26 protein-coding genes are annotated in these 21,676 nt (G+C 66.6%); 22 read left to right on the top strand and 4 right to left on the bottom strand.

What is annotated here, in order from left to right; all coding sequences use genetic code 11:
- Window positions 1-14 precede the first annotated feature (14 nt).
- The 6 genes from proC to CH276_RS26015 all read left to right on the top strand — a co-directional run bounded on the left by proC (window position 15) and on the right by CH276_RS26015 (window position 4,329).
- Window positions 15-830: a pyrroline-5-carboxylate reductase gene (proC, locus tag CH276_RS26040; RefSeq protein WP_032394165.1), complete on the top strand. Its 816-nt coding sequence runs from the start codon at window positions 15-17 to the stop codon at window positions 828-830.
- Between the two features lie 127 nt (window positions 831-957).
- On the top strand, window positions 958-1,194 hold the full coding sequence (locus tag CH276_RS26035; RefSeq protein ID WP_008713658.1) for a helix-turn-helix domain-containing protein: 237 nt from the start codon (window positions 958-960) through the stop codon (window positions 1,192-1,194).
- A gap of 204 nt (window positions 1,195-1,398) precedes the next feature.
- On the top strand, window positions 1,399-1,500 hold the full coding sequence (locus CH276_RS26030) for a 30S ribosomal protein bS22 (RefSeq protein WP_003402602.1): 102 nt from the start codon (window positions 1,399-1,401) through the stop codon (window positions 1,498-1,500).
- A 144-nt stretch (window positions 1,501-1,644) separates the two neighbouring features.
- On the top strand, window positions 1,645-2,772 hold the full coding sequence (locus CH276_RS26025; RefSeq protein WP_254924033.1) for an NAD-dependent epimerase/dehydratase family protein: 1,128 nt from the start codon (window positions 1,645-1,647) through the stop codon (window positions 2,770-2,772).
- Complete coding sequence (locus CH276_RS26020; protein ID WP_094629731.1) at window positions 2,769-3,818, top strand: lysophospholipid acyltransferase family protein; 1,050 nt, start codon at window positions 2,769-2,771, stop codon at window positions 3,816-3,818. Before CH276_RS26025 ends, CH276_RS26020 begins: the two co-directional genes overlap by 4 nt.
- A 22-nt stretch (window positions 3,819-3,840) precedes the next feature.
- A complete protein-coding gene (locus CH276_RS26015; protein ID WP_032394167.1) occupies window positions 3,841-4,329 on the top strand; it encodes a GNAT family N-acetyltransferase in 489 nt (162 codons plus the stop codon).
- Window positions 4,330-4,348: 19 nt separating this feature from the next.
- Here CH276_RS26015 and CH276_RS26010 read toward each other — a convergent pair whose 3' ends face one another.
- Entirely contained in the window at window positions 4,349-5,284 is a 936-nt protein-coding gene (locus CH276_RS26010; protein WP_045200988.1) for an HAD family hydrolase, read from the bottom strand.
- 206 nt (window positions 5,285-5,490) lie between these two features.
- On the opposite strand from CH276_RS26010, the gene CH276_RS26005 reads away from it, so the two are divergent.
- From CH276_RS26005 to CH276_RS25930, 16 genes are all read left to right on the top strand, one after another.
- Window positions 5,491-5,772 carry a glutaredoxin family protein gene (locus CH276_RS26005; RefSeq protein ID WP_032393880.1) on the top strand — a complete coding sequence of 94 codons (282 nt, stop codon included), beginning with the start codon at window positions 5,491-5,493 and terminating at the stop codon, window positions 5,770-5,772.
- 156 nt (window positions 5,773-5,928) lie between these two features.
- Entirely contained in the window at window positions 5,929-6,759 is an 831-nt protein-coding gene (locus CH276_RS26000; RefSeq protein ID WP_032393881.1) for a redox-sensing transcriptional repressor Rex, read from the top strand.
- On the top strand, window positions 6,756-8,168 hold the full coding sequence (locus CH276_RS25995; protein WP_032393882.1) for a glutamyl-tRNA reductase: 1,413 nt from the start codon (window positions 6,756-6,758) through the stop codon (window positions 8,166-8,168). The genes CH276_RS26000 and CH276_RS25995 overlap by 4 nt, the downstream gene beginning before the upstream one ends.
- Window positions 8,165-9,142: a hydroxymethylbilane synthase gene (hemC, locus tag CH276_RS25990; RefSeq protein WP_094629730.1), complete on the top strand. Its 978-nt coding sequence runs from the start codon at window positions 8,165-8,167 to the stop codon at window positions 9,140-9,142. Before CH276_RS25995 ends, hemC begins: the two co-directional genes overlap by 4 nt.
- A gap of 159 nt (window positions 9,143-9,301) precedes the next feature.
- A complete protein-coding gene (locus CH276_RS25985) occupies window positions 9,302-10,864 on the top strand; it encodes a uroporphyrinogen-III synthase (protein ID WP_032393884.1) in 1,563 nt (520 codons plus the stop codon).
- Between the two features lie 49 nt (window positions 10,865-10,913).
- The gene (gene hemB, locus CH276_RS25980) at window positions 10,914-11,888 is read left to right on the top strand and encodes a porphobilinogen synthase (protein ID WP_094629729.1); all 975 of its coding nucleotides are present in this window, start codon (window positions 10,914-10,916) and stop codon (window positions 11,886-11,888) included.
- Complete coding sequence (locus CH276_RS25975) at window positions 11,885-12,523, top strand: hypothetical protein (protein WP_094629728.1); 639 nt, start codon at window positions 11,885-11,887, stop codon at window positions 12,521-12,523. The genes hemB and CH276_RS25975 overlap by 4 nt, the downstream gene beginning before the upstream one ends.
- A 97-nt stretch (window positions 12,524-12,620) precedes the next feature.
- On the top strand, window positions 12,621-12,794 hold the full coding sequence (locus CH276_RS28655) for a hypothetical protein (RefSeq protein ID WP_155290783.1): 174 nt from the start codon (window positions 12,621-12,623) through the stop codon (window positions 12,792-12,794).
- 71 nt (window positions 12,795-12,865) lie between these two features.
- Window positions 12,866-13,306 carry a hypothetical protein gene (locus tag CH276_RS25965; protein WP_094629727.1) on the top strand — a complete coding sequence of 147 codons (441 nt, stop codon included), beginning with the start codon at window positions 12,866-12,868 and terminating at the stop codon, window positions 13,304-13,306.
- 52 nt (window positions 13,307-13,358) lie between these two features.
- A complete protein-coding gene (locus CH276_RS25960; protein ID WP_045200992.1) occupies window positions 13,359-13,784 on the top strand; it encodes a hypothetical protein in 426 nt (141 codons plus the stop codon).
- Window positions 13,781-14,032 carry a hypothetical protein gene (locus CH276_RS25955; RefSeq protein ID WP_254924032.1) on the top strand — a complete coding sequence of 84 codons (252 nt, stop codon included), beginning with the start codon at window positions 13,781-13,783 and terminating at the stop codon, window positions 14,030-14,032. The genes CH276_RS25960 and CH276_RS25955 overlap by 4 nt, the downstream gene beginning before the upstream one ends.
- 16 nt (window positions 14,033-14,048) lie before the next feature.
- On the top strand, window positions 14,049-14,330 hold the full coding sequence (locus CH276_RS25950) for a metal-sensitive transcriptional regulator (protein WP_032393890.1): 282 nt from the start codon (window positions 14,049-14,051) through the stop codon (window positions 14,328-14,330).
- A 20-nt stretch (window positions 14,331-14,350) separates the two neighbouring features.
- A complete protein-coding gene (locus tag CH276_RS25945; protein ID WP_094629792.1) occupies window positions 14,351-14,554 on the top strand; it encodes a heavy-metal-associated domain-containing protein in 204 nt (67 codons plus the stop codon).
- 117 nt (window positions 14,555-14,671) lie between these two features.
- Entirely contained in the window at window positions 14,672-15,847 is a 1,176-nt protein-coding gene (locus CH276_RS25940; protein ID WP_094629791.1) for a PQQ-dependent sugar dehydrogenase, read from the top strand.
- A 163-nt stretch (window positions 15,848-16,010) separates the two neighbouring features.
- Window positions 16,011-17,189 (top strand): PQQ-dependent sugar dehydrogenase, encoded by a 1,179-nt coding sequence (locus tag CH276_RS25935; protein WP_094629725.1) that lies wholly within the window; start codon window positions 16,011-16,013, stop codon window positions 17,187-17,189.
- Entirely contained in the window at window positions 17,189-17,986 is a 798-nt protein-coding gene (locus CH276_RS25930) for a cyclase family protein (protein WP_094629724.1), read from the top strand. The genes CH276_RS25935 and CH276_RS25930 overlap by 1 nt, the downstream gene beginning before the upstream one ends.
- A gap of 13 nt (window positions 17,987-17,999) precedes the next feature.
- Here the strand turns inward: CH276_RS25930 and CH276_RS25925 are convergent, their stop codons facing one another.
- Genes CH276_RS25925 through CH276_RS25915 form a run of 3 tightly spaced genes read right to left on the bottom strand, consistent with a single transcriptional unit; the run spans window position 18,000 to window position 21,607 of the window.
- Window positions 18,000-19,967, bottom strand: coding sequence for an acyl-CoA dehydrogenase family protein (locus CH276_RS25925; RefSeq protein WP_094629723.1), 1,968 nt, complete (start codon window positions 19,965-19,967; stop codon window positions 18,000-18,002).
- 43 nt (window positions 19,968-20,010) lie between these two features.
- A complete protein-coding gene (locus tag CH276_RS25920; RefSeq protein ID WP_045198931.1) occupies window positions 20,011-20,217 on the bottom strand; it encodes a hypothetical protein in 207 nt (68 codons plus the stop codon).
- A 46-nt stretch (window positions 20,218-20,263) separates the two neighbouring features.
- The gene (locus CH276_RS25915; protein ID WP_094629722.1) at window positions 20,264-21,607 is read right to left on the bottom strand and encodes a serine hydrolase; all 1,344 of its coding nucleotides are present in this window, start codon (window positions 21,605-21,607) and stop codon (window positions 20,264-20,266) included.
- Between the last annotated feature and the right edge of the window lie 69 nt (window positions 21,608-21,676).

Below are 21,676 nucleotides of genomic sequence, written 5' to 3'. Positions count from 1 at the left end.
CAGGCTTGGCGTCCATGACGAGAATTGCAGTGATCGGCGGCGGACGGATCGGCGAGGCGTTGATTGCGGGACTCCTCGAGTCCGGCCACGCTGTGCGCGATCTGGTGGTCGCCGAGAAGTCCGAGGCCCGCGCCAAGGAGATCGCCGAGGAATTCGGAGTACTGACCACCACCGTCGGCGACGCATCCGAGGGTGCCGACGTGATCGTGCTGGCGGTCAAGCCGGCCGACGTCGAAGCGGCACTGAACGAGATCACGAAGATCGAACTCGACGGCGATCGCGAACAACTCATCGTCTCGCTGGCCGCAGGCGTCCCCACCGCCAAGTTCGAGCCCAAGCTCCCCGCCGGTTTCCCGGTCGTTCGGGTCATGCCCAACACCCCTATGTTGGTGGGGGAGGGCGTCAGCGTGTTGGCACCGGGCAAGTACGCCCGCGCCGAGCACCTCGAACTGGTGCGCTCGATCCTCTCGGCCGTCGGCAAGGTGGTCGTGGTCAAGGAGAATCAGCTCGACGCCGTGACGGCCGTGTCCGGCTCCGGCCCGGCCTATTTCTTCCTGGTGGCCGAGGCCATGATCGACGCGGGAGTAGGCCTGGGATTGAGCCGCGACGTGGCGTCGGCGCTCGTGGTTCAGACGATGGTGGGGTCGGGGGCGATGCTCGATCGCTCCGACGAGAGCGCGAGCGAGCTCCGATACGCCGTGACTTCTCCGGGCGGAACCACCGCCGCTGCGGTGCGCGAACTGGAAAGAAACGGCCTCCGAGCAGCGTTTTTCGATGCCCTCGGTGCCGCGAATGCCCGATCCGTTGAGATGGGCATCACAGCAGAATAAAAAATCTTTTCCCCACTCCCGTCGCAGTAACCCCATCTGTCCCTATAGGCTCGGGGGCAGCACGTGCGTGTCTGTTCGGCAGGAGGGGAAGCCTGCCGCATGAGACGTGCCGGAGGTATGTGGATTGATGGCGTCTATAAACAAGCCGTCCAAGGGTTCGTCCCCGGACGGTCAACCGGCTCTGGCCGGAACGCAGTTCCTCACGGTCGCCGAAGTGGCGACCCTGATGAGGGTTTCGAAAATGACCGTGTACCGGCTGGTGCACGGCGGAGAATTGCCCGCTGTACGAGTGGGTCGATCTTTTCGTGTGCACGCCAAGGCGGTCCACGACTATCTCGAGACCTCGTACTTCGACGCAGGCTAGTAGTGCACGTGGGGCCGGTTTCGTAAGTCCTGGTTCACACCGGTAGGATTGGCGCTCGTCGTGCCAGCCAGCCGGTGTGTAGCCGTGGGCGAGTACGTGGCCCCAGCGCCAGCTCGGTGACCGCAGCCCCAGGGCTTGGTTGTCAGGTAGGCGTACGCAAACGGCGTGCGCGAAAACGCTAGAGAAGAACGTGAGGACACCCGCATGGGTTCAGTGATCAAGAAGCGTCGCAAGCGCATGTCGAAGAAGAAGCACCGCAAGCTGCTTCGTCGTACCCGCGTGCAGCGCAGGAAACTCGGCAAATAAGCCTGCCGTCATCTGCTTCACGAAGAAGCCCGTCACCGTCGGTGGCGGGCTTCTTCCGTTCGAAGAACGGGCTTTGCTTCTCACCCACCCGGACACCTACTGATCCAGTAGGCTTTGCAGCGGAACCGACGTTGGGGGTGCGCAGTGAGTCCGAGCGATCGTGGATCGACCGCGCCCCGAGTGGTCCTCGTGACCGGAGCGAGTCGATTCCTCGGCGGTTACCTCGTCACCAGGCTGGCCCAGAATCCGAACATCGAGCGCGTCATCGCCGTCGACGCCGTGTCTCCGAGCAAGGATCTGCTGCGCCGGATGGGCCGCGCGGAATTCGTCCGCGCCGACATTCGTAATCCGCTGATCGGCAAAGTGATTCGCAATGCAGGCGTCGATACCGTCGTGCACGCAGCGACCGTCGCCAAGCCTCCGAAATCCGGTGGCCGCGCGACGATGAAGGACCTCAACGTCATCGGCGCGATGCAGCTGTTCGCGGTCTGCCAGAAGTCACCGACCGTCGAGAGGGTCGTGCTGCGTTCGTCGTCCTCGGTGTACGGCTGCAGCGCGAAGGACCCCGTGCAATTCACCGAGGAGATGAGTGCCCGACGCCCCCCGAGCGGTGCGTACGCGCGGGACACGATCGACATCGAGGGATACCTACGCGGCCTCGGCCGTCGACGACCGGACATCGCGGTGTCGATCCTGCGCATGGCACCGCTGATCGGTCCGCGACTGAACGGCACCATCTCGCGCTACATGACCTCGCCGCTGATCCCCAGCATCGTCGGTCGCGACGCCCGCATGCAGTTGCTGCACGAAGAGGACGCCCTGGCTGCCCTCGAGCGCGCCACTCTCGGCGGGTCGGCGGGCACGTTCAACATCGGAGCCGACGGCACGATCATGCTCTCCCAGGCGATTCGCCGAGCCGGCCGCGTTCAGGTGCCGGTACCGTTCCCGCTCTTCAAGAGCGTCGGCCGCGCGCTGATGGGCGGCATGATGCGCGAGTTCACCACCGAGCAACTCGACTACTTCCACTTCGGCTGCGGACTCGACACCACCCGCATGCGGTCCGTCCTGGGATTCGAGCCGCGGTGGACCACGGTTCAGGCGTTCGACGACTTCGTCCGAGGCGCAGCGCTGCGGCCGGTCATCAGAACCGAATGGGTGGACAGCGTCGAGGATCGACTGGTCTCGGCCGTCGAGACAGGCGCGTCCACGGCGCGTGCACTGGCAGCACTGCCGCGTTCCGGAGCGGTGCGTAGTTCGGGAGGGGACGGGTGAGCGAAGTGGCCAAAGTGATTCCATTGCACGGCGGCACCTCGGGACGCTCGGCCCGAGCGGCTGCGGGCTCGCGTGAGCGGCACCCCTCCGCCTACACCGATCCCCGAGAGCCGACGCCGTTGCTGGACCCGGCGCCTGCCGCCGCGTCGGCTGTGACGCCGTCGATACCGGCTCCACTGCTGTCGATGATCGACGACACCAAGTCCACGATCGTCGACCAGATCTCCTCGGTCGCCGAGTTCGTACGCAGGCGGCTGGCCGGTGACTACAGCGTCGACGAGTTCGGCTACGACCCGCACTTCGCCGACGCGATCTGGCTTCCGTTGCTGCGGCCGCTGTTCGACAAGTGGTTTCGCGTCGAGGTCAAAGGCATCGAGAACATTCCGTCCGACGGCGGCGCACTGGTCGTTGCCAACCATGCAGGCGTGGTGCCCGTCGATGCGTTGATGGCGTCGGTCGCCGTGCGCGATCACCACCCGGCACACCGGCCTCTGCGAATGTTGGCCGCCGACATGGCATTCGAGATGCCCGGTGTCGGCACGATCGCCCGCAAGGCCGGGCACACGCTGGCCTGCAACCCCGACGCCGAGCGTCTGCTGCGTACCGGCGAGGTCGCCGCGGTGTTCCCCGAGGGGTTCAAGGGCATCGGCAAACCGTTCAGTGAGCGCTACAAGTTGCAGCGATTCGGCCGCGGCGGATTCGTCTCGGCTGCACTGCGGACGGGTGTGCCGATCATCCCGTGCTCCATCGTCGGCTCCGAGGAGATCTACCCCAAGATCGGCGACATCGCACCGCTGGCCCGACTGATGGGAATGCCCTACTTTCCGGTCACGCCCTTCTTCCCGCACCTCGGTCCGCTCGGTCTGATTCCGATGCCGTCCAAGTGGTACATCGAATTCGGCAAACCGATCCCCACCGACGGGTACGACTCCACCGCGTTCGAGGATCCGATGGTGCTGTTCGAGTTGACCGACCACGTCCGCGAGACCATCCAGCACACGCTGTATCGACTGCTTGCCAAGAGGCGCAACGTCTTCCTGGGTTAGACGCTCGGGTTACCCTGTGCCAGTGCATATCCGCGACACCACCGCTGCCGATCTACCCGAGATTCTCGACATACACAACGATGCGGTCGCCAACACCACCGCCATCTGGGACGAGGAACAGGTCGATCTCGCCGATCGCACGGCCTGGTTCGAGGGCCGGATCGCCGCTGGATACCCGGTCCTCACCGCAGAGGTCGACGGACGGGTGGCCGGATACGCGTCGTACGGGCAGTGGCGGGTCAAGAGCGGCTATCGGCATTCGGTGGAACACTCGGTGTACATCCACCGAGACTTCTACCGTCGCGGACTGGCCAGTGCGCTCCTGAGCGAACTGATCGAGCGGGCGCAGGCGAGCGAGGTGCACGTGCTCGTCGGGTTCATCGAATCCGAGAACACCACCTCGATCGCACTGCACGAGAAACTCGGGTTCGTCACCGTCGGGCAGATGCCGCAGGTGGGTGTGAAGTTCGGTCGCTGGCTGGACCTGACGCTGATGCAGCTCACGCTCTGACTGTCGTCACCGGGATGGATCAGGACTTGCGACGGCCGATCACCGCGGCGAGCCCACCGCCCACCGCTCCCAGGGCCAACGCCGTGGGCACTCCGATCTTGGCTGCCTTGCGTCCGGTGCGGTAGTCGCGGATCTCCCAACCCCGGTTCTTGGCCAGCTCACGCAGGTCGGTATCGGGGTTGATCGCCACGGCGGTGCCGACCAGGGAGAGCATCGGCACGTCGTTGTGGCTGTCCGAGTACGCGGTGCAGCGCTTGAGGTTGAGACCTTCGCGCACCGCCAGCGAACGCACCGCGTGCGCCTTACCGATGCCGTGCAGGATGTCGCCGACGAGACGGCCGGTGAACACCCCGTCCTTGCTCTCGGCGACCGTTCCGAGTGCCCCGGTCAAGCCGAGGCGCTTGGCGATGATCTGGGCCAGTTCGAGAGGAGTGGCCGTCACCAGCCAGACCTGCTGACCGGCGTCGAGGTGCATCTGCGCGAGAGCCCGGGTACCGGCCCAGATCTTGTCCGCGATCAACTCGTCGTAGATCTCCTCGCCGAGCCGGGTCAGCTCCGAGGTGGGACGGCCGGTGATGAACGAGAGCGCCTTCTCGCGGCCGCTGGCCACGTCCTCGCTGTTCTCCTTGCCGCTGACCCTGAATTTGACCTGCTGCCAAGCGAATTGGGCCAGATCGCCGCTGGTGAAGTACTTGCGCGCGGCCAACCCGCGAGCGAAGTGAATGATCGACGCGCCCTGCACCATCGTGTTGTCCACGTCGAAGAAGGCGGCAGCAGTCAGATCCCGCGGAACGGCCGCCTCGGATTCGATCTGCAACGCCAGGGCGGCATCGGCACTGGCCTGGCCTGCCACGTTGGCGCGGACCTCGGCGTCGGTCGGGCCGAATGGATTGCGAATCCTGCGGATGCGGCGTTTGAACTGCTTGTCCTCGCTCGGATCGTTGGTATCGACCATGTCGATATCGGGCGTGTTCTCGATCGGCAGGTCTGTTCCCCCGTCGCTCACCATGTCCACCTCCCAGTCGAGTCGCTCGCCGCAAGCCTAGTCGGGGTCGTCCGGACGACAGGCGAAGGGCAGTACTGCGCGCCCGTCGTTCGGCCCCCGAATCGGACCGGGGACTGTGACCTTCGTCTCCGCCGAGCTCGTGTCACAGTGGATTCATGCAGACAACTCCCACCGGCGTGGCTCTTCTCACCCGCGCAGGCTGCCATTCCTGCACGCACGCGTTCGAGGTGTTGAGCGAGGTGTGCCGCGAATTCGACGTGCCGGTCACCGTCGTCGACGTCGACGAGGCGGCAGCGGAATCGCCTGACCTGCGTGCGGAGTACGGGGATCGAGTGCCCGTGGTGCTCCTCGACGGCATCGAACACAGTTACTGGGAGGTAGACGTGCCGCGGTTGCGAGCCGATCTCACCCGGGCAGGGCACCCTAAGAACGTGTGATTGCTCTCGCGTGTGCAGGTGAGGGCCGGTGTGCGCAACTTTGTTCATTCGTTCACAAGCAGTTACCGTGGTGTGAACAGCGTCCGTGAAATAGACACGAACGCAGGATCAGCGTGAAGACCGGCATCGACGCCGTTCGGACGAGGAGCCCCAGACGTGACCGAAGAGCGCCCGTCGCCCAGCGGCGTAGAGCGGGTCATCCCTCAGGCTACGGTCACCCGTCTGGCGACGTACCTGCGGGTCCTCTCCATCCTCGCAGACGAGGGCGTTCTCATCGTCTCCAGTGAAGAACTGGCCACCGCAGCAGGCGTCGGATCGGCCAAACTCCGCAAGGATCTGTCCTTTCTCGGCCCCAACGGCGTTCGCGGAGTCGGCTACGACGTGGCGCGCCTGCGCGCCAAGATCGACAGCGCACTCGGACTCGATCGCGGCCATCGCGTCGTCCTGGCCGGAGTCGGCAACCTCGGACAGGCGCTGGCCGGCTACGGCGGATTCGCCCGACGCGGCTTCACGATGGTCGGACTGTTCGACAACGACCCGGCGCGCGTCGGCATCGACATCGACGGACTGACCGTCCGGCACGTCGACGAACTCGTGGTCGCCTGCCGTGAACTCGAAGCCACCATCGGCGTCATCGCCACCCCCGACGAATCCGTGCACAGCGTCGCCGAGCAACTCGTCTCCGGTGGCGTCGAATCCATCCTGAGCTTCTCGCCGATGGTTCTCGACGTCCCCGAGCATGTCGAGGTGCGGCGCGTGGACCTGGCAGTGGAGATGCAGGTGCTCTCCTTCAACAGCTCCCGCAACGTCTCGGGACCGACCGACATCGACGGTCCGGCCATCGTCACCGCCCCCCGGCCGCAGCCGGTATCGCCGCCCCCGCTCACGTCAACGGCACGCCTCGGCCGCAGTCACGGCCCGCGCATCGCCGGCAATCCAAGCCCAGTCAACAGTTCGACAAGAAACGGATCGGTGATTGCACCGTGAGTGTCCTTCTCGTCGGGATTTCGCACCGTAGCGCTCCCGTCGCAGTTCTCGAGCGTGTCGCCATCACGGACACCGATCGCCCGAAACTGACCGACAAGCTGATGGCCAGCGGAAGCATCTCCGAGGTCATGGTGGTGTCCACCTGCAACCGGGTCGAGATCTACGCCGTCGTCGACGCCTTCCACGGCGCGCTGACCGCCGTCGGCGAAGTTCTCGGCGAACACTCAGGGCTCGAGATCGCGGACCTGACCAAGCACGCGTACGTCCGCTACAGCGAAGCCGCCGTCGAGCACCTCTTCGCCGTGGCCAGTGGCCTCGACTCGATGGTCATCGGCGAGCAGCAGATCCTCGGCCAGATCCGTTCGGCCTACGCCGCCTCGGACGGCCAGCAGGCCTCGGGCCGCGTGATGCACGAACTGGCTCAGCAGGCCCTGCGCGTGGGCAAGCGCGTGCACAGCGAAACCGGCATCGACGCCGCCGGAGCCTCGGTGGTCTCGGTCGCCCTCGACCGCGCCGCCGACAAGTTCGACGGCTCCCTCGCCGGCCGCAAGGCCGTCGTCCTCGGAGCCGGAGCGATGGGCGGCCTCGCCGTCGCCCACCTCGGCCGCGCAGGCATCGGCGCGCTGACCGTGGTCAACCGCACCCGCGAGCGAGCCGACCACCTGGCCGAGAACGCCGTCTCCAACGGGATCGCAGCAACCTCGGTCGCCATCGAGGACCTGGCCGACGCAGTCGCCGAGGCCGACATCCTCCTCACCTGTACCGGAGCGGTGGGGGCCGTGGTCTCCATCGCCGACGCCCACCTCGCGCTCGCCCGCCGCGGCTCGGATCGACCGTTGGTGATCTGCGACCTCGGTCTGCCGCGCGACGTCGACGCCGCGGTGTCGGGTCTGCCGGGCGTCACCGTCTTCGACATGGAGTCCCTGCAGCGCGATCCTGCTGCCGGTGCCGCAGCCAACGACGCGTCGGCCGCCCGCGAGATCGTATCCAGTGAACTCTCGGGTTACCTTGCCGGACAACGACTTGCCGAGGTCACCCCCACCGTCACGGCGCTGCGCCAGCGCGCTGCCGAGGTGGTCGAGGGAGAGCTGCTCCGTCTCGAATCGCGACTGCCAGGGCTCGACTCGCCGCAGCGCGACGAGGTGGCGCGCACCGTGCGCCGCGTCGTGGACAAGCTGCTGCATTCGCCCACCGTGCGGGTCAAGCAGCTCGCCAGCACACCGGGTGGAGATTCCTATGCCGCTGCGCTGCGCGAGTTGTTCGAGCTGAGCCCCGGCTCGGTCGATGCCGTCGCCACACCCATGGAGATCGGCTCGCTGGAACTGGTGGACGATTTCACCGCCAGCCGCACCGATCTACGCTCGGACTCCTACCCCGGCGGAACCACCGGTCAGGAGCGTGCCGAATGACCGCCGTCGTCAAGATCGGTACTCGCGGAAGCCTTCTCGCGACCACCCAGGCCGACACGGTTCGGGTGGCCCTCGCGGCAGCCGGAGTCGAAGCGGAACTGGTGATCGTCAAGACCGCAGGCGACCTGTCTTCTGCTCCCGTGCAGACGATCGGCGTCGGCGTCTTCACCGCGGCGCTGCGTGAGGCATTGGCCGACGGCACCGTCGACATCGCGGTGCACTCGTACAAGGATCTGCCGACCGCGGCCGACGACCGGTTCACCATCGCCGCCATCCCGGCTCGCGAGGACCCGCGCGACGCCCTGGTGGCCCGTGACGGACTGGTACTCGGTGAACTGCCCGCCGACGCGAAGGTCGGCACGTCAGCCCCGCGTCGTATCGCTCAATTGCGCGCTCTCGGACAGGGATTGGACGTTCAGCCGTTGCGCGGCAACCTCGACACGCGGATCGGAAAGGTGGCGTCGGGCGAGCTCGACGCCGTCATCGTCGCCCGCGCCGGACTGGCCCGCATCGGCCGACTGGACGTGGTCACCGAAGCACTCGACCCGGTTCAGTTGCTTCCGGCACCTGCCCAGGGTGCGCTCGCCGTCGAATGCCGCGTCGAGGACACCGATCTCGCGGCGGCCATCGCCACCCTCGACGACGCGCACTCACGCGCCGCGGTAGCAGCCGAACGCGGACTGCTCGCCGAACTCGAAGCCGGCTGCACCGCCCCGGTCGGCGCGATCGCCGAGGTCGTCGAATCCATCGACGAGGACGGCCGAATCTTCGACGAACTGTCCCTGCGAGGCTGCGTCGCCGCCATCGACGGCAGCGACACCATCCGCGCGTCGATCGTCGGATCACCCGAGCGAGCCGAGGAGCTGGGCCGGGAATTGGCCCGCGAACTGCTCGATCTCGGTGCGCGCGAACTCGTTTCGGTCACCGAACCGGCACAGGCCGATTCTCGTCTACGGGGTGGATCTCATGTCTAGGGCCATAACGGCACCCGTCCGCGGACGCGCCAAACGCAAGGCGACCCGTCCCGTGGTGCGAAGAGAGTCGATCGCCACCGCTCGACTGATTCCGAAACGGGGCACCGCAACCCCGATAGAACTGCAGTACCCACACAAGACAGCACTGGAGAACAACCGATGAGCCCAGTCCGCAAGAACACCAACGGACGGATCCTGTTCGTGGGATCCGGGCCGGGTGACCCGGCTCTGCTCACGGTCCGGGCACGGGAAGTGCTCGGAGCGGCCGAGCTCGCATTCACCGATCCCGACGTCGACAAGGGCGTCACCGCCCTTGTCGGTGCCGACGTTCCGCGTGACCCGGAGACGGGCGAGAACGGTGTCGAGGTTCGTCCGGCACTCGGCGAACCGGCCGAGGTCGCCAAAACCCTTCTCGCCGAAGCCAAGAACGGCCACGACGTGGTTCGCCTGGTCTCCGGTGATCCGCTCACGACCGACTCGGTGATCGCCGAGGTCGGCGCCGTCGCACGCACGCACGTGCCGTTCGAGGTGCTCCCCGGCCTGCCCGCAGGATCGGCCGTGCCCAGCTACGCCGGAATGGCACTCGGCTCGGGTCACACCGAGGCCGACGTCCGAGGCGAGGTCGACTGGGCAGCTCTTGCCGCGGCCCCCGGCCCGCTGGTACTGCACGCGACATCGGGTCACCTGGCCGAAACCGCCAGTGCCCTCGTCGAACACGGCCTGGCACCGCAGACACCCGCGGCCATCACCGTCCGCGGCACCACCCGTCAGCAACGCACCGTCGAGGCCACCCTCGCCACCCTCAACGACGCCGGATCCGAGCTCGTCGGATCCCTCGTCGTCACTGTCGGCAAGGTCGTCTCGGGTCGAAACAAGATGTCCTGGTGGGAATCTCGCGCCCTGTACGGCTGGACCGTGCTGGTGCCTCGCACCAAGGATCAGGCAGGGGAGATGAGCGATCGCCTCGTCACCCACGGTGCCATCCCCATCGAGGTTCCGACCATCGCCGTCGAGCCCCCGCGCAGCCCGGCCCAGATGGAACGCTCCGTCAAGGGCCTGGTCGACGGTCGCTACCAGTGGGTCGTCTTCACCTCGACCAACGCCGTTCGCGCCGTGTGGGAAAAGTTCGAGGAGTTCGGCCTGGACGCTCGCGCGTTCTCCGGCGTCAAGATCGCCTGTGTCGGTGAGGCAACCGCGGCGAAGGTGCGCTCGTTCGGCATCAACCCCGAACTCGTGCCATCGGGTGAGCAGAGCTCGCTCGGACTGCTCGAGGACTTCCCGCCGTACGACGAGGTCTTCGACCCGGTCAACCGAGTCCTTCTGCCGCGCGCCGACATCGCCACCGAAACGCTCGCCGAGGGGCTGCGCGAACGCGGCTGGGAGATCGACGACGTCACGGCCTACCGCACCGTTCGGGCGGCACCGCCCCCCGCCGAGACCCGCGAGATGATCAAGACCGGCGGCTTCGACGCAGTGTGCTTCACGTCGAGCTCCACCGTCCGGAACCTGGTCGGCATCGCCGGAAAGCCGCACGCTCGCACCCTGGTGGCGTGCATCGGCCCCAAGACCGCCGAGACGGCCGTCGAATTCGGTCTGCGCGTGGATGTGCAGCCCGAGTCGGCACAGGTCGGACCGCTGGTCGAGGCTCTCGCCGAGCACGCGGCCCGCCTGCGGGCCGAGGGCGCACTGCCCCCGCCGCGCAAGAAGTCGCGCCGCCGGTAACTCGGCCGCCGATCTCACGCTCAGCACACCCGGTCCGTAAGGAGTTCGCTTGTTCCCCACCGACCGTCCCCGACGCCTGCGCCGCACCCCGGCACTGCGTCGACTCGTGGCCGAGACCTCGCTCGAGGCACGGCATCTGGTGCTGCCGATGTTCGTGGCCGACGGCATCACCGAGCCGCGGGCCATCGGCTCGATGCCGGGAGTGTTTCAGCACACGCTGGATTCGCTCAGTGCTGCCGCCGAGGAGGCCGTCTCGGCCGGCGTCGGCGGCGTCATGCTGTTCGGAGTACCGAGACCCGAGGACAAGGACGAAACCGGCTCGGGGGCAACCGACCCGGACGGAATCCTCAATCGCGGCCTGGCGCGGCTGAAGGCCGACCTCGGGGATTCGACGGTCATCATGGCCGATACCTGCCTGGACGAGTTCACCTCCCACGGGCACTGCGGAGTCCTGGGGGAGAACGGTTCCATCGACAACGACGCCACCCTGTTGCGGTACGTCGACATGGCCGTCGCACAAGCGGATTCCGGTGCGCACCTGCTGGGACCGAGCGGAATGATGGACGGGCAGGTCGGGGCCATCCGCGCCGGACTCGACGCTGCAGGCCACGTCGAGGTCGGTCAGCTGGCGTATTCGGCCAAGTACGCCTCGGCCTTCTACGGCCCGTTCCGCGAAGCAGTGGGGTCCTCGTTGCAGGGCGATCGCCGGACGTACCAGCAGGACGCGGCGAACCGCCGCGAGGCCACCCACGAGGTGGAGCTCGATCTCGCCGAGGGTGCCGACATGGTGATGGTCAAGCCGGCGATGTCGTACCTCGATATTCTTCGCGACGTCGCCGAGATGTCACCGGTTCCGGTTGCGGCGTATCAGATCTCCGGGGAATATGCCATGATCACCGCCGCCGCTCAGAACGGGTGGATCGACCGCGACGCGGCGGTGCTGGAATCGCTCGTCGGCATTCGACGCGCCGGTGCCGATGTCGTACTGACCTATTGGGCTACCGAAGTGGCGGGCTGGTTGTGAACGAATTTCCTCCGAACAACAACCCGGACGGCACCAACCCAGACAGCAACAGGCCGGGTAACCCACCGCCGCAGCCGGATTGGCAGCGCTGGGAGCTCGAGCACGGGTTCCCGCAGACAGGACCGGAGCTCGAGCCGACCCCGCGTCCGGCGCCCGTCGACGTAGAGACCGCACGCCACCTGTGGTGGGGAGTGGCGCTGATCGGGGCGCTCTCGGCGCTGTTCTCGGTGTGGACGCTGTTCGGGGCGCGCGAGGAATTCGCGCAGTCCCTGCTCGACGACCTCGCAGCGCAGGACGCAGCCGCCGACATGACGGTGGAGTCCACGCAGTCGATGGTGACGGTGATGCTCGTCGTCACGGTGTTCGTCGTACTCGGTTTCGGGGCGCTGTTCCTGTTCTGGGTCAAGCGGATGCGCGCAGGCAAGATGTGGGCGCGCATGCTGCTCACCATCATCGGATCGTTCACCGTGTTCACCATGATCCTCGAACTGTTCGCCATTGCGTCGAGCGCAGGAGCGATGAACATCGTGATGAGTGTGCTCGGCATCGGCCAGGGAGTGCTGGCCGCCGGGGCGATCTACCTGATGCACCGTCGGGAATCCAACGAATACTTCGTCGCTTCGGGACGGCGGTAGTTTTCAGAACTCGATAATTTCGGGCGTGTTCGGGGCTGCGGTACGGGCTGTGTGACTAGCATCACTGTCGATATCGTCTCGAGTGATCGGAACCGACATGGCAGAGCACACCCCTGCAGCAGCGAGCATCACGCAGCCGACCGCAGCACCGGCCGTCGATCGCGAGCCCTGTCCCGCCGAGAGCGGTCGCCCCGGCTGGGCCCTGCTCGGGCTGCTGCTCGCCGTCTCGGCCGCCATCGCGATCATGGCACTGGGAATTTCTGCAGGCTGAGCACGTCGCGTCGGCGCGGAAATCTCTGCCGGCCGAACGCACAGCTCACCCCCGGTGGCAGGATGTCTGGCGTGAGCGCAGACACCGACACACCGATCGTCCGGCCCCGAGTGGTTTCCGCCGCCTACTGGCTGTGGCTGACCTCCGCGGTGCTGCTGATCGTCGTGTGCATGATCGCCCTGACGCTCCCCGCCGACCAGATCCGCGCGTCGTTCACCACCGGCGGTGCGACGGACGAACAGGTCGATTCCTTCCTGACGGTCTTTCGTGGACTCGGCGTGATCTTCGGTGTGGTCGGGCTGGCCGTCGGCCTGATGTCGGGCCCGGTCCGGAGCGGAGACCGCCGGTTCCGACGCGCCCTGGTCGCGCTGTCCGGAGCCACCGCGCTGCTGCTGACCTTCGCCGCGCTGGTGTTCCCGTTCGTGCTGCTGGTGATCACCGTCGCGCTGGTGGTCGCAGCGGTCCTGGTCTACCGGCCGTCGGCACGGGAGTGGTTCATCCGTGAGCAGTGATACCCCCATCGACGAGACCGTGCTCTTCCACGAGCCCGGTGGCCGGTGGCGGATGCTGGCCTGGGGGCCGGTGTTCTGCCTCGTAGTACTCGCGGTCGAGCTCGCATCAGGGCCGGTGGTCCACTGGTTCGCTCTCGCTCTCTTCTCGCTGATTCTCGTCGGTTTCACGTACGTCCAGCTCCGCGCCGCGCGGATGCACGTCAGCGTCGAACTCACCACCCGTCGGCTGCGACAGGGAACCGAGACCGTCGACCTCGACGAGATCGACGACATTCTGCCCCCAGCCGAGTACGCCGACGGCGAATACGAGCCGAAGAAGTGGGAGACCGCGCGGGTACTCGGAGAGCTGTCGGGCGTCCCGCGCAAGCGGCACGGCATCGGGCTGCGGTTGGTGGGCGGCGGACTGGTGCAGGCGTGGGCGAAGGACGACGACGGTCTGCGCGCGGCTCTCGAAACGGCGAAGCGGGAGTACCTGTGAGGAAGTCCCTCGGGTGGGCGGAGTTGGTGCTGGCTCTGCTCGCGGTGATCGGAGCGGTGGAGTGCTGGAACGCCGGGGTGCGCACCACGCAGTTTCCCGCTGTTCCGGAGGTGTCCCCGGCGTATTCGGGGACGTTCTACTCGGGGTCCTGGATCGCGCTGGCCGCTCTTGCCGCCATCGTGGCCGGACTGTTGACGGTCGACGGCGTCCGGCGACTCGTGTCCGGAGGCGCACCCCCTACCGGGTAGGGGTATCATGGCGGACATGAGCAGCTACAGCGCCGAGCAGGACGACTTGCTGAAGCGATTGCGTCGTATCGAGGGCCAAGTGGCCGGGATATCGAGAATGGTCGCAGACGATCGCTACTGCATCGACGTTCTCACCCAGGTGTCCGCGGTGACCAAAGCTCTGCAGTCGGTGTCGTTGAAGCTGCTCGACGCCCACCTCGCTGGATGCGTGGTGGAAGCCGCGAAACACGGCGGACCCGAGGCGGACGCGAAAGTGAAAGAGGCCTCCGAGGCCATCGCGCGCCTGGTTCGTTCCTGACTCGAGAGGCAAGAGTGAAGATGCAGACGACATATTCGGTCGAGGGCATGACGTGCGAGCACTGCGCCGCATCGGTGACGGAAGAGGTATCGGAGATCTCGGGAGTCACCGGCGTCGACGTCGATGTGGATTCCGGTGCGGTCGTGGTGAGCAGCGATTCGACGCTCGACACCGCGGCGGTGGACGCCGCAGTCGCCGAAGCCGGGTATCGATTGGTGTCCTGACACACTCGGTCGGTGGTTCGGAAGTCGCGAAAACGGTGATACCGGAAAAATGGGACTCATCGAACATCGTCAGGAGCGCTCGTGAAGAAACCTGTCACCGGCGCAGCCGTCCTCGCCATGAGCGTCGCCCTGCTGGCGGCCTGTTCGGCGGACACCACCGACCAGGGCAGTAGCGCAGAGCCGAGCGAGTCGTCCGCGACCGCGTCGCAGAGCTCTTCCGACGCTGCTCCTTCCCCGGCCGCGCCTGCCGGGCCGCTACCGAACCTGTCGGTCACCACCGTGCTCGATGGCCTCGACAAACCGTGGGACGTGGTGGTCGCTCTCGATGGAACGGTGCTGACGGGGGAGCGCTCCGGCCGGTTCGTCATCCGCGACTCGGCCGGAGTCCAGCGTGAACTGAATGCGGACCTCGGCGATCTCTACGCCGCCGGTGAGACCGGACTGATGGGGATCGCACTGGCTACCGATTTCGCTGCGTCGCGAACGATCTACACCTGTCAGGGTGTGCGCGGCGACGACGGTAACCACATCGGCGTGATGTCGTGGACCGTGGACCCGCAGTGGACGGCCCTCACGCGCACAGGCACCCTCGTCGACGACATTCCCGTTGCCGACGGCGGGCGTCACGGTGGCTGCCGCATCCTGGCCCATCCCGACGGCACGCTGTACATCGGCACCGGGGACACGGCGAGCCCCACTGTTCCTCAGGATCGAAACTCACTGGGCGGCAAGGTGTTACACGTCAACACAGACGGCACCGCCGCAGCCGATGCCCCGGATCGGATCTTCACTCTCGGTCATCGCAATGTGCAGGGACTGGCGATCCGTCCCGGAACCGACCAGATCTTCGAGGTCGAGCAGGGGACGAGCCGAGACGACGAGCTGAACCTGTTGGTGCCGGGCGGCAACTACGGTTACCGCCCCGATCGACGGTCGTCGGTCTACGACGAATCGGTCCCCATGACCGACCCCGACCGGGTTCCCGGTGCCCTGCCCGCAGTGTGGAGTTCGGGTGATCCCACCATCGCCACCCCCGACGTCACGTTCACCGACGGTGAGCAGTGGGGTTCCTGGAACGGTGCGGCGGTGATCTCGAGTCAGCAGGGCGAGAAGCTCGTCTTCCTGGCACTGTCGGACGACGGAACCGAGTACGTCGCCGAGGCCGAGGCACTGGAGGGCACGTACGGCAGGCTGCGGTCGCTGACCCCCTTCGGCAGCGACGGCCGCTTTCTGCTCACCACCGACAACGGCTCCGACGACCAGGTGCTGCTCGTCACCCCCGAGGTCGGCTGACCAGGGGTTGCCGCCACTACGTGGGACGGAGGATTGCCGGGGATTCGTTCTGCTGCCGGGAACCGAATCGCGTCATGAGTCGGCGGTTTGCCCGAAGAGTGTGTTTAAGATCATGTGATACCGGTCATATCGGGCCGGTCGCGGATCGTCGTCAGGAGTGTGGATGAACAAGCTGGTGTCCAGTTCCGGAGTGATAGCTGCCAGCGTCTTCCTGACGCTTGCCGGTACGACCACCGCGACGGCGCAGGCCGACCCGCTCCCCGATCTGACGGTCACCACCGTGCTCGACGGACTCGCCAAGCCGTGGGATGCGGTGGTCGCACCGGACGGAACGGTGCTGACGGGTGAACGCTCGGGACGGTTCGTGATCCGCGATGTCGGCGGTGCCACCCGCGAACTCGCCGCGGACCTCGACGACCTGTACGCGTCCGGCGAGACGGGCCTGATGGGCATAGCTCTCGCGACGGATTTCGCCGCATCCAGAACCATCTACACGTGCCAGGGTGTGCAGGGCGGCAGTAGTGGCGGTACCGGTAGCGCCGGAACCGGAAGTGCGGGAGGCGCGAGCGAGAACCACATCGCCGTGCTCTCGTGGACCGTGGATCCGGAGTGGACCGCTCTGACCCGCACCGGCACCCTCGTCGACGACATTCCCGTTGCCGACGGCGGTCGTCACGGTGGCTGCCGCATCCTGGCCCATCCCAACGGCACCCTGTACGTCGGCACCGGAGACACGGCGACGCCGACGGTTCCGCAGGATCGGAACTCGTTGGGCGGCAAGGTGTTACATATCAATGCAGACGGCACCGCCGCAGCCGACGCCCCGGATCGCATCTTCACTCTGGGACATCGGAACGTGCAGGGCCTGGCGATTCGACCCGGCACCGGTCAGATCTACGAGGTGGAGCAGGGCACGACCCGAGACGACGAGTTGAACCTGCTGGTGCCCGGCGGCAACTACGGCTACCGCCCCGATCGACTCCCGTTCATCTACGACGAGTCGGTACCGATGACCGATCCGACCCGCGTGCCCGGTGCACTCGCCGCCGTGTGGAGCTCGGGTAGTCCCACCATCGCCACGCCCGGTCTGACCTTCGCGAACGGCGCGGGATGGGGTTCCTGGAACGGGGCCGCGGTGATCTCGAGTCAGCAGGGCGAGAAGCTGACGTTTCTGAAGCTGTCCGAGGACGGCACGGAATACGTCGACGAGGCCGACGCCCTGGTGGGTACGTACGGTCGACTGCGTTCGCTCACCAGCTTCGGCGACGACGGCGCATTCCTCCTGACCACCGACAACGGATCGGACGACAAGGTTCTGCTGGTCACCCCCGCTGCCGACTGATGTGCGGCCCCGAGGTCATCGAGACCGTTCACCGCAGAATCGGCCGTAGGGCGCTGTTCGGATCGTTGGGAGCCGCCGCGTTGACCGTTGCGACGGCCGGGGCGGTGCGCGCCGAACCCGTTGTCGGTTCGGCGATTCCGGCGGGCCGCCTGGTCGATCTGACCCACACCCTGAGCCCGACGTTTCCGGTGTGGCCGGGCAGCGAACCGTTCACGATGCGGCCGGTCGCCGCCTACGAACTGGGCGGGTTCCTGGTGAACGAACTCTCGTACTGGGAGCACACGGGAACGCACATCGATGCCCCGGCGCACCGCATTCGGGGCGGCGCGACGGCCGACATCCTGCCCCTGGAGGATCTGATCGCACCGCTGGTGGTGGTTGACATCTCCGCCCGGGCCGCGTCCGACCCCGAGGCCGTGGTGACGAGCGAGGACATCGCGCAGTGGGAGCGCGAGCACGGCCGGATTCCGGACCGCGCGTTGGTGGTGATGCACAGTGGCTGGCAGAACAGGCTGGCCGAACGTGCGGCCCCCGGCTTCGGCGCGGACGCGGCGCAGCTGCTGGTACGCGAGCGGGGCATCGTCGGAATCGGAGTGGACACCCTGAGCCTCGACCGGATGAACGACCGCGAATACCCGGCTCACACAGCGGTTCTCGGGGCAGGCCGATACGGAGTCGAGGCACTGGCAAATCTGGACGCGGTGCCCCCGGCAGGGGCGACGGTCGTCGTCGGCGCACCGAAGCACGCAGGCGCGACCGGCGGTCCCTGCCGGGTCTTCGCAGTGACTCCCGGCTGAACCCGGCTACGCGTCAGTGCGCGTGACTGGGGTTCGCGGCCGGCTCTTCCTCGGTTCCGGCCCCGGGCTCACCGAGCATCGCAGCACCGACCAACGCCTCGGGCACTCCGAAGCCGTCGACGAGCAGTTCGGCGTGCGGACGCAGGGTGCGGCACCGCTCGTTGATGGCGCGGGTGACGGCCTTGGATCGCTCGGTGGACAGATAGCGGTGTTCGATGAACCAGGCCTTGTCCGCCTCGATCACCGACAGCGCGTAGAGGTCGCAGACCTCGTCGAGCAGAGCCTTGGTGGTGGAGTCCTCGCACGATTCGATGCCGGCGATGAATGCCTCGAAGATGATCCGATCGATGTGCGCGCTCGCGGCATGCAGAACGTGATCCTGCACCGCGTTGAACGCCTCGAACGGGCTGGTCTCCTTGGACTTGGACTGCAGCCGGCGGGCGACCGTGGAGAGCAGGTACTCCTCGCGATCCTCGAACATCTTGACCTGGGTGCCGCGGTTGAACAGCGAGCCCTCTTCCTCGTTGTCCTGACGCCGATCGAGGATGGTCTGCATGATCGCTTGGGCCGCAGTGCGTTTGACGACGCGGTCGCCCACCATGTCGGCGGCGAACTTGACCCATTCGACCGGGCTCATGGACTTGACGTCGTCGGCGTACGCGGTGAGCAGCTCCTTCGCGACCAGCTGCGTCAACACATGATTGTCGCCCTCGAACGTGGTGAACACGTCCGTGTCGGCCTTGAGCGAGATCAGCCGGTTCTCGGCCAGATAGCCTGCGCCGCCGCACGCTTCGCGCGCTTCCTGAATCGCGGCGGTGGCGTGCCAGGTGTTCGCCGCCTTGAGGCCGGCAGCCCTCGATTCGAGCTCGCGCTGCTCCTCGGCGTCGGGATTGTCCGAGGTCTGCAGCTCGTGCATCTTCGAAACGAGCTCGTTCTGCGCGAACTGCAGGGCGTAGGACTTGGCGATGAGTGGGAACAGTCGACGCTGATGCACCAGGTAGTCCATGATCAGGACCTCCTGATCGGAATCGGGCGCGGAGAACTGCCTGCGCTGCAACGCGTATCGCGTCGCGATGTCGAGGGCGACACGGGCAGCCGCCGCGGCACTGCCGCCGACCGTGACACGTCCGCGGATCAACGTGCCGAGCATCGTGAAGAACCGTCGAGACTTGTTCTCGATCGGGGAGGAGTACGTACCGTCGTCGGACACGTCGGCGTACTTGTTGAGCAGATTGTCTCGCGGGATGCGGACGTGATCGAACATCAGGCGGCCGTTGTCGACTCCGGGAAGACCGCCCTTGTACTGGCAGTCCGAGGTGGTGACACCGGGCAGGTCGTCACCGTTCTCGTCGCGCAGTGGAACGAAGAAGCAGTGCACGCCGTGGCTCTCGGGCTCCTCGCCCGGGCCTGCGGTGATGAGTTGGGCGAACACCGCGGCGACCGTCGCCGTTTCGGCGGCACCACCGATGTAGTCCTTGCGCGAGGACGGCGTGGGGGAGTTGATGACGAACTCGTCGGTCTTCGGGTCGTACGTCGCCGTGGTCTCGAGCGACTGCACGTCACTGCCGTGTCCGGTCTCGGTCATGGCGAAACAGCCGAGCAGGTCGAGACTGATGATCTTGGGGACGTAGGCCTCGTGGTGGCGTTCGGTGCCGAGATTCTCGATGGCACCGCCGAACAACCCCCACTGGACGCCGGCCTTGACCATCAGCGACAGATCGCTCATCGCGAGCATCTCGATCATCGTCACCGCTGCACCGACATCACCGGTGCCGCCGTGTTCCTTCTTGAAGCCGTTGTCGGCAGCGCCTGCAGCGGCGAGAAGCTTGAGCTGTTCCATCGCCTTGGTGCGGGCGATGACGGTGTTCGGCGTGTAGTGCGGACGGAACTCGTCGCGGGCAAGCTGCCTGCGCGCCTCGTTCTTCACATCTCGCCAGCGGCCGTCCAGAGTGTTCCGAAGGTGATCCGTTGTGGTTGCCATACTCGACGGTAACCTTTTGCAGCCGCCCGTGAAGGCCGGAATCTCAGACCGGCCAGACGAATTCTTTCCACACCGCGCGGACGGTGCGCCAGAAGCCCGATTTCGCGTACGGACCGTCGTGGAACAGGGACGCGCAGTTGTCCTCCAGAGCCCTGTTCACCAGGGGGCTGAAGTCGGTGAACTCACCGACCAGGAACTCCTTGAAGCCCTCCGGCCACGCGTACTGGGCTGGTTCGTGTTGTGCCTCCACGACCGCGAGTGTAATGCAGCAGTAACACCGATGTTACAAATCCCACTCACTTCAGCAGTGCGAAAGCCTGCTGGGCGACGAGGAACGCGTAGCTGGACGGGATCGGATCGATCGCGCCGTCGGCCCGGAACTGCTCGGTGACGATCCAGTCCTGACCGGCGGCATCGGTGGCCAGGAATGCGCCCGCCAGATCGCCGGGAGCGCTGCCGCCCTTGAACCCCGAATACGGCCACAGCGCCGCGTCGAGCTGCACCCCCGGAGTGATCGCCAGGATGCGACGGTTCTCCTCGGCCGACTCACTCGTCGCCAGGTAACCCATCGCGGCACAGACGTCCTGCGCGTTGGCGAACCACTCGACCCCGTCGGCCGACGCCGGGTTGTCGACGAAGTTCTCGAAGTCGATCTCGAGCGGCCTCGCGTCTGCCTGCTCGAGCAGCTCGGCCCGGGCGTCGGGGTCGGCCTCGGACCACTCGGCTCGCATGTTCGGATTGCCGAACCCGATGACGAAGAACTGCCGAGTGTCCATCATCGGCGTCATCACCGACGGATCGTGATGACCCATGACCGAGAGCTGACGCTCGACCCGGTCGCGGCCGAGGCGATCCATCAACAGATCCGTTGCGGTGTTGTCGGACAACGAGATCATCTTCTCGGCCGCGTCGCGGACCGACACCTTCGTGCCGTCGGGCAGATTCTGCAGTTCGCCGGACGGCGCGCTCTTGGTGGCGTCGCGAACGGTGAGCTGCTCGTCCCAGCGGACGGTGCCTGCCTCGATCTCGTCGGTGAGAGCGCCGAGTACGTACAGCTTGAACACCGACCCGAGGGGCAGCACCGAGTCCGCATCGGTGGAGTAGATCGACTCGCAGTCGCCGCCGTTGAGCCGTGACGCGCTGTAGGAGTAGTTCGGAGCCACTTTCGACAGTGCCGCGTCGAGATCGTCGAACGACGAGATCGTCGGAGTGTCCGGCCGGGCCAGGAAGCCGTCGAGCCTGCCGTCCGCATCGATCGACGTCGTGATCGTGGCCGGGATGCCTGCGGTGGTGAAACGCAGAACGCCGGAATCGGGACCGGCCTCGAACCCCATGGCCACGTTCGGGGCGCCGGCGCGCAGCTGTTCGAGTGGCCCGGCGAGACCACCCAGCGGAGCGACGGCCTCGGCCAGCTCGGGTCCGGTGACGGCGTCGACCTCGGCGGGGTCGGGTGCCTCCTCGGCGTTGATCCATCGCAGGATGCGTTCGTTGAGGGCACCGACGGGGGTGGAGGTGTCGACGGCGAAGTCCGGAACGGTCGTGGTGGGCACGGGCGCTGCGGACGTGCCCCCGCAGGCGGCAAGCGTCAGCGTCGCGGCCACGACCACCCCCACGAGTCTCGTCACGGTCCGCGTCGTCATGCTGCGATGCTAATGGATTCGGACATTTCGCCACCTCGCCAGTCTCGGGACGGCCGATCGGGTGCTGTG

This window comes from Rhodococcus sp. 06-470-2 (assembly GCF_002258235.1).
Taxonomy (GTDB): domain Bacteria; phylum Actinomycetota; class Actinomycetes; order Mycobacteriales; family Mycobacteriaceae; genus Rhodococcoides.
The sequence above is the reverse complement of the archived record's forward strand: the minus strand, read 5'-3'. Positions and strand labels throughout refer to the sequence as shown.

Excerpts from the sequence above, each read along its gene's own strand:
- proC (WP_032394165.1), top strand. The coding sequence starts at position 15 with ATGACGAGAATTGCAGTGATCGGCGGCGGACGGATCGGCGAGGCGTTG.
- CH276_RS26035 (WP_008713658.1), top strand. The coding sequence starts at position 958 with ATGGCGTCTATAAACAAGCCGTCCAAGGGTTCGTCCCCGGACGGTCAA.
- CH276_RS26030 (WP_003402602.1), top strand. The coding sequence starts at position 1,399 with ATGGGTTCAGTGATCAAGAAGCGTCGCAAGCGCATGTCGAAGAAGAAG.
- CH276_RS26010 (WP_045200988.1), bottom strand. The coding sequence starts at position 5,284 with ATGGTCGATACCAACGATCCGAGCGAGGACAAGCAGTTCAAACGCCGC.
- CH276_RS26005 (WP_032393880.1), top strand. The coding sequence starts at position 5,491 with ATGCAGACAACTCCCACCGGCGTGGCTCTTCTCACCCGCGCAGGCTGC.
- hemC (WP_094629730.1), top strand. The coding sequence starts at position 8,165 with ATGACCGCCGTCGTCAAGATCGGTACTCGCGGAAGCCTTCTCGCGACC.
- CH276_RS25985 (WP_032393884.1), top strand. The coding sequence starts at position 9,302 with ATGAGCCCAGTCCGCAAGAACACCAACGGACGGATCCTGTTCGTGGGA.
- CH276_RS28655 (WP_155290783.1), top strand. The coding sequence starts at position 12,621 with ATGGCAGAGCACACCCCTGCAGCAGCGAGCATCACGCAGCCGACCGCA.
- CH276_RS25960 (WP_045200992.1), top strand. The coding sequence starts at position 13,359 with ATGCTGGCCTGGGGGCCGGTGTTCTGCCTCGTAGTACTCGCGGTCGAG.
- CH276_RS25950 (WP_032393890.1), top strand. The coding sequence starts at position 14,049 with ATGAGCAGCTACAGCGCCGAGCAGGACGACTTGCTGAAGCGATTGCGT.
- CH276_RS25945 (WP_094629792.1), top strand. The coding sequence starts at position 14,351 with ATGCAGACGACATATTCGGTCGAGGGCATGACGTGCGAGCACTGCGCC.
- CH276_RS25940 (WP_094629791.1), top strand. The coding sequence starts at position 14,672 with ATGAGCGTCGCCCTGCTGGCGGCCTGTTCGGCGGACACCACCGACCAG.
- CH276_RS25935 (WP_094629725.1), top strand. The coding sequence starts at position 16,011 with ATGAACAAGCTGGTGTCCAGTTCCGGAGTGATAGCTGCCAGCGTCTTC.
- CH276_RS25930 (WP_094629724.1), top strand. The coding sequence starts at position 17,189 with ATGTGCGGCCCCGAGGTCATCGAGACCGTTCACCGCAGAATCGGCCGT.
- CH276_RS25925 (WP_094629723.1), bottom strand. The coding sequence starts at position 19,967 with ATGGCAACCACAACGGATCACCTTCGGAACACTCTGGACGGCCGCTGG.
- CH276_RS25915 (WP_094629722.1), bottom strand. The coding sequence starts at position 21,607 with ATGACGACGCGGACCGTGACGAGACTCGTGGGGGTGGTCGTGGCCGCG.